This is a genomic window from Kitasatospora sp. CMC57 (assembly GCF_045866025.2).
GTDB lineage: Bacteria > Actinomycetota > Actinomycetes > Streptomycetales > Streptomycetaceae > Kitasatospora.
Window position 1 is genome coordinate 102,073 of record NZ_AP035881.2, and the last position, 12,895, is coordinate 114,967.

Sequence of the window (12,895 nt, forward strand, 5' to 3'; positions counted from 1 at the left end):
CGTACGGCGTTGAGCTCCGCCGGGCAACGACGATCGCCGACACCGGCTGGCTGCGCGGGGCCGGGCACTGGAAGCGGAGCATCGCCACCGCTCCGGTCCCCGGCCCCGCTGACGGCCGGCGCGTCGACAACGCGGGACGCGCCCGTGCACGACTCCGTGGGGCCGGCTTCGGTCACTTCTTGGTGGGGCAGTCCGGTTCGGGAGGCGAATCCCCGGCCCAGGTCAGGGCTTTGACCCTGATGGCCTTCTCCTTGGTCGGGGCCTCGGGGTCGAGTTCGACCACTGCCAGGGCCTTGTGATCGGGGTTGCCGTTGTTGTCCAGGCAGATCCAGCCGCTGGTGCCGTTGATGCGCGCGTCGCCGTGGAGTCGGAGCAGTTTGTCGCGCGTGTCCTGAAGACCGGGTATCGGGTTCAGCACTGCGGCCTTGCGGATCGCGGCGACCGCCGTCCGGACCGAATCATGGGCGATCATCGTCCGCGATCCCCGGAAGTCGACCGGTCCGAACCCCTTGAGGTCCTGTTTGTCGAGCTCGGCGGTCAGGTGGGTGAGCTCATCCTTCGAGCCACCGTTCACGGTCTCTCCCTGGTCCCACATGGCCGAGTTGGCCACGGCGGCGTACTGGACGACGATCCGGCCGTTCTCCTTGTTCGTCTTCAGGATCTCCCAGTTGAACTCGGGATCCGAGGCCAGGGTGTCGGCGGCGTCGCCGGTGACGACGGTGAACGTCTTGTCTCGGCAGCCCCTTTTGCCGAGTTCGTTGAGGAACTGCCGGAGCTGGGTGTACCGCCCGGCGAAGTAGATCGTCTCGACCTTCGAGGTGCAGAGGCTGGAGACCATCTGCTGGAAGTCGTTGGACAGGTTGCCGGTCGCGAGGATGTCGCCCGGTGAGCGGAACTGCTCCGACGGCAGGGACGTGTGCTTGCCGAAGGCCACGCGCAGGCTCTTGATGTAGTTGTCGTCCTCTCGGAGGTCCTCCACGACCTTGGTCGTGGAGGGAGTCGCCCGCTTGCCGACGTACGTGGCGAGCGTGTCGGCGACCTGGGTGTTGGTCGGCACGACCCGGGCGAGGCCGGGGAAGGCACTGGGGTGTTCGTCGCTGTTGGCGATGTCGTCGGCGGTGATCAGGCCGCCGATCACCGGGATGCGCAGGGTGTTGGTGAGGTAGCCGATGGCCTCCTTGGTGGTGTTCACACTGGTGTCGAAGCCGGCGACCGCCCGCAGGTTGTCGGTTGCCGAGCGGGCCATCGTGCCCAGTTGGTCGGCGACCGACCGCCACTGGGCACCGCCCGACCCCGGGTTGGCGAGGACCAGGCGGATGGCCGGGGACAGGTTGTTGTCCCGGTTCTCCCGGTACTGGGCGAGGTAGGCGCCCTGGATCTCCCGGAGGATCTGCTGCTGGGTGACGTCGCTGGCGCCGACCATCGACACCATGAACGCGACGGTGGCGTGCGGCCGGCCGGCGATCCGGTCGTTCTCGGCCTTGATCCGGCGTGAGACGTCGTCGAGGGCCGGTGCGAAGCTGAACCCGCCGTCGCTGACCCCGGTGCACTCCTGCTGGGGTCCGCGCTTCTGCACACCGGGCGCGCAGTCCAGGCTGGGCTGGAGCAGCGCGTGGCCCGTCCAGCCCGCTGCCACGAGCAGCAGGACGGCCGCTGTACCGACCGCCCATCGGGTCAGGGTGCCCCAGGTGCGCGGATTGAGGATGCTCATGGGCGGAGTCCTCCCGAAATCGGCAGATCAGGGGCTTGGACGCCCTCCCGTAGGGACTTGGGCCAGTCCCGATGGGCTCGTTGGAGGGCGTGGCTCTCAGTGACGTGCTCGTACAGGGTGCCCAGCGCGGACTCGACGCGTTCGATGGACGCGTCCTGAGGAACCGTCAGTGGGTCGGACTGCCGCCAGAGTGCGCGGACCAGCCGGTTGATGGCCAGGTGGACGTGTTCGGCGGTGGGGCCGGTGCAGCTGGGACAGAGGGCGAGCTCCAGGGGCGGCGCCTGGAGGAGGGAGTCCTCGTGTGTGAGCGGGGCGGCGCAGATCTGGTTCACCGTCGCCAGCCACGCGTGCAGTCCGTCCTCATCGAAGCGCCGGTGCAGGTACCGGACGACCAGGTTCGCCTCGCCGAGGGCGAGGCTGTGGTGCAGGTACCTGACCTGCTGGGGGTCGGGTGGCAGTGCGGGGTCGGGCGGCGCGTAGCCGGACCGCAGGCGTCGTTGGGTCTGGCCCCAGTCCTCGGAGGAGAGGCCGGTGCGGAGCCGGAGCAACAGGAGCGAGCGCAGGGCCCGGTCGGTCACGAAGGGGGCGGGCGGGTCGGCGGCCGACCAGGGCTGGAGGTTCCACCGGGTCGGGTCCAGGTGCTCGGCGGCTTCGTGCACGCGGTTGAACGCGTTGTCGTCGGGATACCGGGAGCTCCAGAGCCGGCGGGCCGCAGCGCCGTCCAGGGCCGCCGACAGCAGGGTCAGCCGGTCCAACAGGTGCGGGGCCGGCAGCAGTTGCCGCAGCAACCGGGTGACGAGGTCACCGCCTGCCGTCCCGTCGAGGAGCGCGACGAAGTCGGTCATCCGCAGGACGCCGGCCGCCGGCACCAGCTGGGCGGCGGCGTCCACCAGCAGGCGGGCGGTGGACGGACGGCCGCCGCTGAGCCGCTCGACGAGCAACGGCAGGTGGCGGGGGCAGTCCAGCGGGCTCAGCATCCCTATGATCTCCTCGCGCCCGACCGGTGGCAGGCCGAGGCGCAGGACGTGGGGTCCGCCAGCGTGGCCGCCGGGCGGCCGGTCGGCGGCACGTGTGGCGTCGGCCAGTGCGGTGACGGAGTCGGCCGTGGCGTCGCCAAGCGAACTCGCCACGATCACCGGCCTGGTGACGTGCCGGGTGGTCCGGGGCAGTTGCTGGTACGCGAGCAGCAGCACCCGCAGGACCCGCGCCCCTTGCGGAGTGTGCAGGTTGTCCAGCAGGAGCAGCGGGTACGGGGCGTCGTTGTGGTGCCTGTGCCAGCCGTAGTTCTCGTCGATGTCCGCGAGGAAGGCGGCGACGAGCAGGGCCTCGGCCTTCTGTCGCCAGTCGGCCATGCCGCGGAAGCCGAGGACGAAGGGGAGCAGCCGCTGGAGGCCGTCGCCGGTGAACATCGGCAGCTGGTCGTGCCACCACCGCAGCGCCCCGCGGTCCGGGCGGGCCGCGAGCAGCAGCTCGCGGGCCGTCCTGGCGACGGCCTGGAACATCGGGTCCAGGCCGGCGGGTACTCCGACGGCGCCGCTGACGGCGGGAAGCAGCGCGTCCAGCCATTGGCGCAGCACCTCCTTGCGCCGCCGCTGGTCGTTGCTCTCGGTCCGGAGGATCTCGAACAGCCGCCGCTCGGCCGCCCGGAGACCTTCGGGACGGCCCGGCGCCTCCTCGGTGATCCCGACGGGTTGCCAGGTGCTGACCACCAGCAGGCCGACCGAGAGCCGACGGAACTGCAGGCCGTGGCCGAACCTCTCGACCTTCAGGCCGAGTTGGTCGGAGAGCAGGTAGAGCAGGCTGGTGACCGGCGAGGAGTTCGGGGTTTCGTTCTCCGCGAGGCCGACCAGTGAGGCGTGGCCGAAGCCCGGCGCGTCCAGATCGGCGTGGGCGAGCGGCAGTCGGTTGTGGTAGGCCTCGTAGAGGGCGTTCAGCAGGGCGCTCTTGCCCGCGCCTCTGCCGCCGATCACCTGGACGACGGGCCCGCTGTCGCGGCCCTTGGAGCGGAGCAGAGCTTCACCTGTCCGTTCCAGGCCGAGCCAGTACGGGACCAACGTGTCCAGCAGTGCGCTCTGACCGTGGAGGCTCGTGCCCATTGTTCTCCTGACCGCTGAGTGGACGTGCCGGAAGACGCTGTGCGAACGGTGCGGGTGTGCGGTGCGCAGGTGAAAGTTGCTTTCCGGGCCGCGCGTACCGGAGGCGAGCGATCTCTGACGGATCGTCACTTCACGCGGAGTGTCGTCCTGTTGGCGGCCTCAGGGCAGCTGGTGGCCGGACGTCCCGGTGCGCCGGGCCCGCGCACGATGGTACCGCCGCAGCGACCGAACCGACTCGCCGATCCGCTGCTGCACCGGATACCCCTCCCCCGACCTGTCGTTCTTCGCGGACCGGCCCGACGGACATCGTCCGCCCTTCGACCGTCCGCCCTCCCCCGATGGCGCCGGTTCCCCAACCGCCCGCCGGCCCCTACGGTGGAACCCTGCTCACCCTCTGGCAGGCCGACAGCCCCCACTGTGGTACCACACCTGTAGTACCACGGCTGGGGTAGTGTGAGCAAGGGGCCGAGGAGCAAGGAGCACGTGGTGAACCAAGACCGCCGGAACTCGCTGCGCGACGCGGCGATCGACGTCCTGGCCGACGCGGGCGGACGCGGCCTGACGCACCGCGCCGTCGACGCGGCCGCCGAAGTGCCCGTGGGGACCACGAAGAACTACTTCCCGACCCGGGAAGCCCTGCTGCGCGCGGCGGCCGAGCGCTGCGTCGAGCAGTACGCCCAGATTGCTGCACAGTTGACAGCCGGCGGACCGGGGCCCCGCGATCGCGAAGGGCTGGCCGGCCTACTCCGAGGACTACTGGAGAACGTCGCCGGGCCCGGCCGACCGCGCATGCTCGCCTACTTCGAGCTGCGGAGCGAAGCGGCGCGCGACCCCCGCCTGGCCACCATCCTCGACCGGGTGGCCACCGACGACTTCACCGGCCTCGAACTCGCCCAGCGGGTCGCGGGCCTCCCCGTCACTCCCGACAAGGCCGCCGTCGTCACGCTCGCCCTGCACGGCGCCATCCTCCACCTCCTGGTCGACCGCCCCGGCAGCGTGGCCACCACCGCCGCCGGCCTGGAGAACCTCGAGCACTTCGTCCACAACCTGCTGAACGCGGTCTACCCGCAGGAGGAGCTGGAACGCCGGCCCTGAGATCACCGGGGTGCAAGCGGCCCCTGCCTCGTCGCCGAGCAGCTGACCCTCCCGCCGGTCGGTGACGTCCAGGAGGCCGTCCAGCGGGCCGCCGACCACCTCGCGGCAGGACCGGCCCGGCGATCAGGTCCGCAACCGCTCGAGGCGGAGCTGGGTGTGGGCCGTGATGACGGTCCAGGTCCAGCGGTCGGCGGTCTAAAGACACTCCCAAAACCTCAGTAGTCCGGCTCGTCCCCGGGGAACTGCTCGCGGCCATCGCCCCGGAGTCGGCCGACGAGACGCGGGAGCAGATGCAGGTGACGGACGGTGAGCAGCTCGCCCTGGGCGTCCGGCATGACCAGGCCGTGGCCGATCACCTGACTGCCCTTCACGCCCTGCTCGGCGTGCCGAAAGGCCGGGGCGACGACGCGCCCCGGCCCGACATCCTGCTCACACCGCCACCGAGCCGGCTCCGCCTCGTCCCGGTGTCCGGACCAGGACCGGCAGACCCGGAGCCCGGTGGGGCTCACCCGAACAGGGTGTAGCACCCGATCCTGGGGCGAGCCGGTGGATTCCGGCTCGCCCCAGGGCCCCGGGCGCCGCTCAGTCGGTGCGCTGCAGCACTGCCGTCTCGAAGGCATCGAACGCGCACTCCTCCTGCCACTGGAGCTGGGCCTTGGGGCTGCTTGCGAGCAGCGCGTCGCACGCCGCGCTCGGGTGGTCGGCGCCGGGGCGGGCGTCGGCGCATTCCGGGGCCGGCTCGAAGTGGTCGCGGTCCCGCCAGAGGCTGCGGCCGGGAAGGAAGGCGTACTCGAGCGAGGTCCGGGCGAGGTTCTTGAGGTCGCGGTAGCCGAGGCCGTAGGTGGCGGCGGCCTTCTCGTACTCGTGGGTGATGTCGATCCGGGAGACACCGGGGTCGTCCGTGGCCAGGGCGGTGGGGACGCCGTGGCGGCGGTAGAGCGGGAAGGGGTGATCGGCGCCGGAGACACCGAGGATCTGCTCGTTGCTGGTCAGCGGGACCTCGATGAGGACGTGCCGGTCGGCGAGGGTGCGCAGCAGACCGTCCGAGTCCTCCTCGTGGACCAGGTCCACGCCGTGGCCGATCCGTTCGGCGTGTCCGGTCAGGACGGCCTCACGGATGTGGAAGGTCAGGTCCTGCGGCTTGACCAGGCCGGGGACCAACTCGCCGGCGTGCAGGCTGATGTGGGCGTCCGGGTAGAGCGGGTGGAGGTAGTCGAGCATCCGCATCTGGAGGCCGTAGTTCTCCAGCGCTGCCGGGGCGTCCTCGGGCTGGACCAGATTGACGGCGACGAACCGCGGGTCCCGGGTGGCGAGTTCCATGCCGAGCAGCAGCTGGGTGAACACCCGGGCGGGCGTGGAGGCGCGGGAGACCTGCGAGATGAAGCGCACCGTCACCGCGCAGCCCGGTGCGGGGGTGTCCGTGTCGCAGTGTGAGGCGGTGCGGTACTCGTCCATCGCCTTGTCGGCGTCGGACCTCGCCTGGGCGACCAGTTGGGCGATGGCGCCGTCGGCGAGCAGCTTGTCGCGCAGCTGTGGGAGGTCGGGGTCGAAGCCGACCTTGGCCGCCAGCGCCGCGGCACCGGAGGAGGCGGGGGTGAGCATCGTCTCCAGGTAGGTCTGGCGCTGTCCGGCCATGGTGTCGGTGAACTCGCCCAGCATCCGGCCGGGGTGGCGCCAGGAGGCCTCGCCGAACTTGCCGAAGGTGGCGAAGAAGTGGTCGTGGCCGCTCTCCGCGCCCGGGGTGAAGTCCTGCATCGACCACGCTCGGATGACCTGCCGGCGGAAGTCCGGGTCGCTCTGCGCGTCCGTGGCCGGGCGGCTGTCGGCGGTGCAGGGTGGGGCGAGGGCGGTCAGTGTGGTCCGGTCGACGCACAGGCCGTCCTCGGCCGCGAGCTGGATCAGCAGTTCGGTGGAGACCGCACCGGACAGGTGGTTGTGCAGGTCACCGCCCTTGGGCAGGTCCCGCAGGAATGCCCGGAGCTGCGCCGGGTCGTTCCTGACGCCGTCCAGATAGGCGTCGACACGGGTCTCGACGGAGCCGGACCGGGCAGCCCGGTCGGGCACCTGCCCCGCCTGAGCCGAAGCCAGGGGGATCAGGGTGAGGCAGACGGCGAGCGCCACCGTGGTGGCATGGCGAAGCGAGATCATGACCGTATCGTCGGGCCTGGGCACAGGGGGCGTGCCGGGGCCGCGGGTGTGTCGTTCACCGACCACCCGAAGGAGTGCTCACGCACCTCGCCTCGCGTACCGGCTGTTGCGACACGGGCTCCCGCAGGCGAGTACGCAACCGGCGACCGGCGGGGACCGGCCACTTGCAGTCGCCCGTCAGCTCCGTACGAGCCGTGCGGGCCGGCGACCGGCCCCTCCAGGACGACCGTTTCACCCGGTTATGGGCTGTCTGTTCCTTTGGGCTCGGCACCCTGGCGAGTGGTTCCGGCTCACCGGGGCGAAGGCGACGTGCGAGGGATGACCGGAGCGGCCTGTGGGACTTGCCGGCGCACACCGTGCGCTGTGGCCGGGAGACCGCTGGCCGCCTGGGCTGCGGCCGAGGAGAATCGGGTCCTCGGAATAAAGGGGGCTTCTCAGTGAAGCGGAACTCTGTCATCGGCCTGTCGGGCGCCTTGGCACTCGCCGCAGGAACGCTCTTGGCGGGCTCGCCGGCGCAGGCCGCCACGGGGGACATCCTCTGTACGGCCCCGAGCAGCGACTCCTCGACGTACTCGCCGCCGCTCGGTCTCACACCCGCCAGTACCACCGTGACCATCACCCGGGACCTGAACACCTGCACCTCCCTGAGCGTGCCGGCCATCACCTCGGCACCCGTGACGGTGCATCAGGTCACCATCCCGTCATACTCCTGCCTCACCCTGCTCAGCACCGCCGCCACCACCATCAGCTTCACCTGGAACAACGGTGCGACTTCCGTCGTCACCGGCACCCGGACCGTGAACCTCGCCGCCGCCGCGCTCACCACCACCGTGACGGGGACGGTCACCTCCGGGCTGTTCGCCGGCGACTCGGTCGTCTACCAGCTCGTCGGCCCGTCCACCGACGTGCTCGCCTGCACGCTTGGACTGGGGACCGTCTCCAGGATCGACAGCGTGGCCACTCTGGCCATCAACTAACCTTGTTTGCCTGCTTGTTGACGGCCCGACGGGTTACGTGGGGGCGCACAGCCGCCAGAAGTCCGGCCGCTGGTTGACATGGGGGTACTCCTCCGGCGGCTCTGCGACACCGAGGAACCGGGTGAGTGGACCCCAGCCGTCCGCGGGGTCGAACAGCAGCAGCCGCTCCGCGGGCAGGGCAGCGACGACCTCGGCGACGTGGCGCCGGTACACCGCCAGCACGTGCTCCCTGTCGTCCGCCCGGCCGCCGAAGACCCGGCCGGCGATGACGCGGCGTGCCAGCTCGTCCCACGCCGGTGCGCCGGTGATGCCGTGTGCGGCCATCGCCTCGCGGGTTTCGCCCCGGGGCTCCGTGGCCCCGATCGAGACGCCGATGGTCTGGGCGAAACTGGCGTACCAGGTTTCCGGGTCACGGACCGTCAGGACCACCTTGGCCGCGGGGTAGAACTCCGTGAGCTCTCGCCAGAACGCCGCGGTGGGCCAGTCGACCGCCGCGTTGAACCCGGCGTAGACGGCGTCCCACCGGGGCAGCCTGCCTGCTTCGAGGTCAGCGAGGACCTGGTGCCACTGTGCCTCCCGAGCCGGTTCCTCGAACAGGGTCCGCCAGTGGTAGCAGGGTGCGTACCCGAGAGTATGAAGCGCCTCCTGCAGGGAGGCGGTGCCCGTGCGGCCGAAGCCCGCGCCGATGACGTCCATCCGTGTACTCCTTCGTGCCGGTGCGGAGCGGTCCGTTCGGAGGCCTCCTACGCACCGGCGGGTGGCGGGGTTACTGCACCACGTTGACCTGCGTGACGAAGGTGTAGTTCTTGAGGCCGGTGGTGGTGGTGCACGCCGTGGTGTTCGCGAGGGCGTTGGTCAGGACGGTGTTGTTCTCGACCGTGGCGCCGGAGAAGAGCCCGGTGCCCACCGCTCCCAGGCCGGGGACGTTCTCCAGGAAGTTGCCGGCCGCGATGTCGATGGAGTTGGTGCTGGTGACGGTGGAACTGTCGTCGAGGGTCCAGGTCGCCGTCGCCTCGTAGTGGCCGGAGGCGAGGACGCAGGTGGCGCCGTCCAGATGGCCGGTGATGTTCACCGCCCTGCTGACGATGCCGTGACCGCCGGTGGCGGACTTGTCGGTCCGCAGGTCCAGGCACGAGCCGGAGGCCGACGCGGTGACGTCCACGCTGCGCGGGCTCAGGTTGGTGATGCCCTGCGCGGTGTTGGCGGAGTTCGCAAAGCTTCCGGATCCGCCGATGACGCAGGTGACGGCCGTCAAGGACCGTACCCCGGTCACCGGACCGGGGACATGGGCCATGGCCGCGGCGGGCCAGAGCAGGGCGGCCACCGGGGCGGCGAGAGCAGTCGGACAGCGACGGGAAAGCGTCATGGCGGCACTCCAGAGCGATTGCGAAGAGTTGTCCTTGGCCACTGTCAGCTAAGCAAAGTGCGCATACGCCGCAACCCGAAGCTCCGGAGTTCTCCTGTTCGGCTCATCCGGCGCGCGCTCCGTTGCTAGCCGTCATTGGATGGCATCCATGACCACGCCCGCTCCCGCCCTCCACCTCCCGCATCCGGACCACCTTCCGCGATCCCTCATGGAGGTACGGGCAGCGGGGACCAGCCGCAGGAGGCCGAGCCCCGGGCCGCCCACCCCACGCCCTAGTCCTCGGGAGAGCTGCTACGACGAGTTCTTCGCGGTGACCCGTTCCTCGGGTCACCCGGCCTTGCACCTCGCCCACTCCCTGAAGGCGACCCTGTCCGCCGGCTACGCCTGCGCCGGTACGGACCAGCGCACCGCGTTCGCCCGGGCGGCCCGCCTGGCGGGCCTGTGCCTCACTGCCGAGCCGGGCTCGGGGTGGCCGGCGCACGCCGGGCCCCTGGAGAGGTGGAAAGCCGGGCACCGGCTCTTCTTCGCCCTCAACCAGCTCACCGTGGTAGCCCTGCGGCAGGCACGGGCCGACGGCTGCCGCCGCGCCGGCGCGGAAGCCGCCGCGCACGCCCTCCGGGCCGGAGCCGCAGCCATGACACTGACCGCGACCTTCGACCAGGCCGCCTACCACCGCACCGTCCGGCCGGCGATGATGCCCCCGAACCTGCCGGTCGAGGGCTTCTCCGGCCTCTGGTCGGCCGACCACCGTGCCCTGGTCACCGAGCTCGGCCTGTGGGGCAACCACCACGCTCTCTCCTGCCGCGCCGACTGCCCCGCTCGACGCACCCTGCTCGACGCCCTCGACGAAACCGCTGCCGCCCACCACGGCGTCTGCGCCCGATTCGTCGGCCGTCGGCCTTCCCTCCTCGGCGGCGACGACTCCCTCCTGGTCCTCGATCGGCTCCACCAAGCCAGGCACTGCTCGGCCGCCGGGAGCCGACCACCACGACCACCGGCCTGAAAGGCAACCCATGGACCTCTCATCATGGCTCCTTCGCGCAGTCGACGAGCACCGGTCCTGGACCGAGCAGCACGGCGGGCCTGTGCACCACCCGGCCACCACCGTCGACGAGGAACGGATGGAGGACGCCTTCCAGCGCCTCGCGAAGGCGCTGGGCGGCTGCTACCCGTTCTTCCACCCCCGCTACGCCGGACAGATGATCAAACCTCCCCACCCGGTCGCCGTGGTCGGGCAGCTCGCGGCAATGCTCGTCAATCCCAACAACCACGCGCTGGACGGCGGGCCCGCCACCACCGGGCTCGAGGAGGAGGTCATCGACCAACTGGCCGGCATGGTGGGCTTCGGCACACCGCTGGGACACCTGACCGGGGGCGGCAGCATGGCCAACCTCGAAGCCCTCTTCGTCGCCCGGGAATCCCACCCGGGGCTCGGCATCGCGGTCAGCGAGGAGGCGCACTACACCCATGCCCGCATGTGCCACCTGCTGGGCGTTCCGGTGCACCTCGTCCCGGCCGACGGACACGGCCGCATGGACGTGTCGGAACTGCGCAGTCTCCTCGCCACCGGCCGAATCGGGACCGTCGTCGCGACCGCCGGTACCACCGGAACCGGCGCGGTCGACCCCGTCCACAGCATCGCCGACCTCGCCCGGGAAGCCGGAGTCCGGGTCCACGTCGACGCCGCCTACGGCGGCTTTTTCCGCCTCCTGGCCGACGACCCGACCCGGCCGCTCGGCGATCCGGCCCCCTGGCGGGCGATCAGCCGGTGCGACTCGGTGGTGGTGGACCCGCACAAGCACGGGCTCCAGCCCTACGGCTGCGGGGCCGTCCTGTTCGCCGACCCGGACGTCACCCGGTTCTACCGGCACGACTCCCCCTACACCTACTACACCTCGAGCAGGCCCCACCTCGGCGAGATCAGCCTGGAGTGCTCACGCCCGGGCGCCGCCGCGGCGGCCCTGTGGCTGACCCTGCAGGTCATCCCCCTGACGGCCTCGGGCCTGGGCTCGATCCTGGCGGCCGGCCGCCGAGCCGCCGTACGGTGGGCCGGGCTCCTGACCGACTCGGAGGAGTTTTCCCTCTTCCAGCGGCCCGAACTCGACATCGTCACCTACTTCCCGAAGACGGCAGCCCTCACGATGACCGCCGTCGACCGCGCCTCCGAGGCCGTGGCCGACCGCTGTTCGACGGCCCCGGATCCGCTGTTCGTCAGTCTGTCGCGGATCTCGGCGGCAGCGTTCGGCAAGCGCGGCTCGGGGCTCGCCACAGACCGTCCGGAGGCGCGCATCCTGCGCAGCGTCCTGATGAAGCCCGAGAGCGAGACGTACCTCGACCACCTGCACGGCCGCCTGGAAGCGGAAGCGAGGGCCGAAAGAGGGGCGTGACGGCGCATCAGGTTCGCCACCGTGGCGGACAGCCCGCTGGAGACCGGCCCCGGCGAGACCGAGCCACCGTTCGCGCTCTCGCACTTGGACGCCCTGGAGGCGGAGTCGGTGCACATCTTCCGCGAGGTGGCAGGTGGGTTCGAGCGGCCGGTGATCCTGTTCTCCGGCAGCAAGGACTCCATCGTGATGCTGCACCTGGCGCTGAAGGCGAGCGCCGGCGGCCATCCCGTTCTCGCTGCTGCACGTGGACACCGGCCACAACTTCCCCGAGGTCATCGCCTACCGCAAGATGGGCGTCCGCTCGCGCACCCAACTCACCCTGGCACTCCGGTCCGGAGAGTCGCTGCCCGCGTCGGGCCGGAACGCCAGAGAAGGCGGCGCGCACGCCTTCCTACCGCCCGATGAGCTGGGAGCACCGCTGACCTGACCTGTCTTCACCCCGGCTCCCCCACCGCCCGGCGTCTGCACGAGGAGTGTCTGATCAACGGCTCTGGCCCGTAATCGGGATCTCTACCGAACCCGGGGCGGTTCAGTCCCGTAATACGTGGCGTGCGCCCGGCTGGGCCGGGCGCTCCGGCTAGGGTTGTCTAGATTGAGATGTTCCGTCCATGCGATGAGCCGTTGGGCTCTGCACGAGGTGATCAAGCACTGAAGTTCGCCTGTCGGAACTTCGGCGCGCCGGATCTGCGTCGTCGTGGACTCACCGCGAGCTCCGCCCCCGTCGCGGTGCTGCTCGTGGACATCGAAGCGGACCTGGCCATCAGCGACGGGAGCCGCACGCTGTGGAACGAGGAGAGGTTCCCGGTGGCGGAACTGGCCCGCGCCCTTTCGCTCTGGCTCCGTCTCCCGGATGGCGAGCGAGGGAACTTCACGTTCGACTCGATGACGTACGACGTGCTCGGAGCAGTTCGGATCACGGCGAGCGATGAAGGCTGGCAGGTTGGCTCCGTCTTCGCCGCAGACGCTCCGATCCCCCCAGTGACCTGGGAGAGCCTCCTCCCGGAACTCGTCGATTTCATCGAAGAAGTGCGCGATAGAGTCACCGCGCTCGGGATCAACCCCGACTTCATCCCGGGATTCTGAACAGCCCCGCTCCGCCGCCGCGCCAGTGGGAT

At 70.7% G+C, this 12,895-nt stretch carries 11 protein-coding genes and 1 pseudogene; 6 read left to right on the forward strand and 6 right to left on the reverse strand.

Annotated features, from left to right (window positions below):
- Window positions 1-172: 172 nt before the first annotated feature.
- Together ACKUU6_RS00400 and ACKUU6_RS00405 are read right to left on the reverse strand one after the other, a co-directional pair.
- Window positions 173-1,711 carry a hypothetical protein gene (locus ACKUU6_RS00400; RefSeq protein ID WP_407986317.1) on the reverse strand — a complete coding sequence of 513 codons (1,539 nt, stop codon included), beginning with the start codon at window positions 1,709-1,711 and terminating at the stop codon, window positions 173-175.
- Entirely contained in the window at window positions 1,708-3,807 is a 2,100-nt protein-coding gene (locus ACKUU6_RS00405) for a hypothetical protein (protein WP_407986318.1), read from the reverse strand. Before ACKUU6_RS00405 ends, ACKUU6_RS00400 begins: the two co-directional genes overlap by 4 nt.
- A gap of 486 nt (window positions 3,808-4,293) precedes the next feature.
- Between ACKUU6_RS00405 and ACKUU6_RS00410 the strand changes: the two genes are divergently transcribed.
- Window positions 4,294-4,902 carry a TetR/AcrR family transcriptional regulator gene (locus tag ACKUU6_RS00410; protein ID WP_407986319.1) on the forward strand — a complete coding sequence of 203 codons (609 nt, stop codon included), beginning with the start codon at window positions 4,294-4,296 and terminating at the stop codon, window positions 4,900-4,902.
- A 215-nt stretch (window positions 4,903-5,117) separates the two neighbouring features.
- On the opposite strand, the gene ACKUU6_RS00415 is transcribed toward ACKUU6_RS00410, so the two are convergent.
- On the reverse strand, window positions 5,118-5,411 hold the full coding sequence (locus ACKUU6_RS00415) for a hypothetical protein (protein ID WP_407986320.1): 294 nt from the start codon (window positions 5,409-5,411) through the stop codon (window positions 5,118-5,120).
- A gap of 73 nt (window positions 5,412-5,484) precedes the next feature.
- Window positions 5,485-7,050: an adenosine deaminase family protein gene (locus tag ACKUU6_RS00420; protein WP_407986321.1), complete on the reverse strand. Its 1,566-nt coding sequence runs from the start codon at window positions 7,048-7,050 to the stop codon at window positions 5,485-5,487.
- Window positions 7,051-7,487: 437 nt separating this feature from the next.
- Between ACKUU6_RS00420 and ACKUU6_RS00425 the strand changes: the two genes are divergently transcribed.
- Complete coding sequence (locus ACKUU6_RS00425; protein WP_407986322.1) at window positions 7,488-8,027, forward strand: hypothetical protein; 540 nt, start codon at window positions 7,488-7,490, stop codon at window positions 8,025-8,027.
- Window positions 8,028-8,060: 33 nt separating this feature from the next.
- Here the strand turns inward: ACKUU6_RS00425 and ACKUU6_RS00430 are convergent, their stop codons facing one another.
- Both ACKUU6_RS00430 and ACKUU6_RS00435 read right to left on the reverse strand, forming a co-directional pair.
- Entirely contained in the window at window positions 8,061-8,723 is a 663-nt protein-coding gene (locus ACKUU6_RS00430) for a sulfotransferase family protein (RefSeq protein ID WP_407986323.1), read from the reverse strand.
- A 70-nt stretch (window positions 8,724-8,793) separates the two neighbouring features.
- Entirely contained in the window at window positions 8,794-9,393 is a 600-nt protein-coding gene (locus tag ACKUU6_RS00435) for a hypothetical protein (RefSeq protein ID WP_407986324.1), read from the reverse strand.
- Window positions 9,394-9,703: 310 nt separating this feature from the next.
- Here ACKUU6_RS00435 and ACKUU6_RS00440 point away from each other — a divergent pair, with 310 nt between their 5' ends.
- The 4 genes and pseudogenes from ACKUU6_RS00440 (at window position 9,704) to ACKUU6_RS00455 (ending at window position 12,863) form a co-directional block, all read left to right on the forward strand.
- Entirely contained in the window at window positions 9,704-10,396 is a 693-nt protein-coding gene (locus tag ACKUU6_RS00440) for a hypothetical protein (RefSeq protein ID WP_407986325.1), read from the forward strand.
- 10 nt (window positions 10,397-10,406) lie between these two features.
- The gene (locus ACKUU6_RS00445; RefSeq protein WP_407986326.1) at window positions 10,407-11,780 is read left to right on the forward strand and encodes a pyridoxal phosphate-dependent decarboxylase family protein; all 1,374 of its coding nucleotides are present in this window, start codon (window positions 10,407-10,409) and stop codon (window positions 11,778-11,780) included.
- A gap of 36 nt (window positions 11,781-11,816) precedes the next feature.
- Window positions 11,817-12,066 (forward strand): annotated as a pseudogene (locus ACKUU6_RS00450) (phosphoadenosine phosphosulfate reductase family protein); the annotation flags it as partial.
- A gap of 449 nt (window positions 12,067-12,515) precedes the next feature.
- On the forward strand, window positions 12,516-12,863 hold the full coding sequence (locus ACKUU6_RS00455) for a hypothetical protein (RefSeq protein ID WP_407986327.1): 348 nt from the start codon (window positions 12,516-12,518) through the stop codon (window positions 12,861-12,863).
- Window positions 12,864-12,895 lie beyond the last annotated feature (32 nt).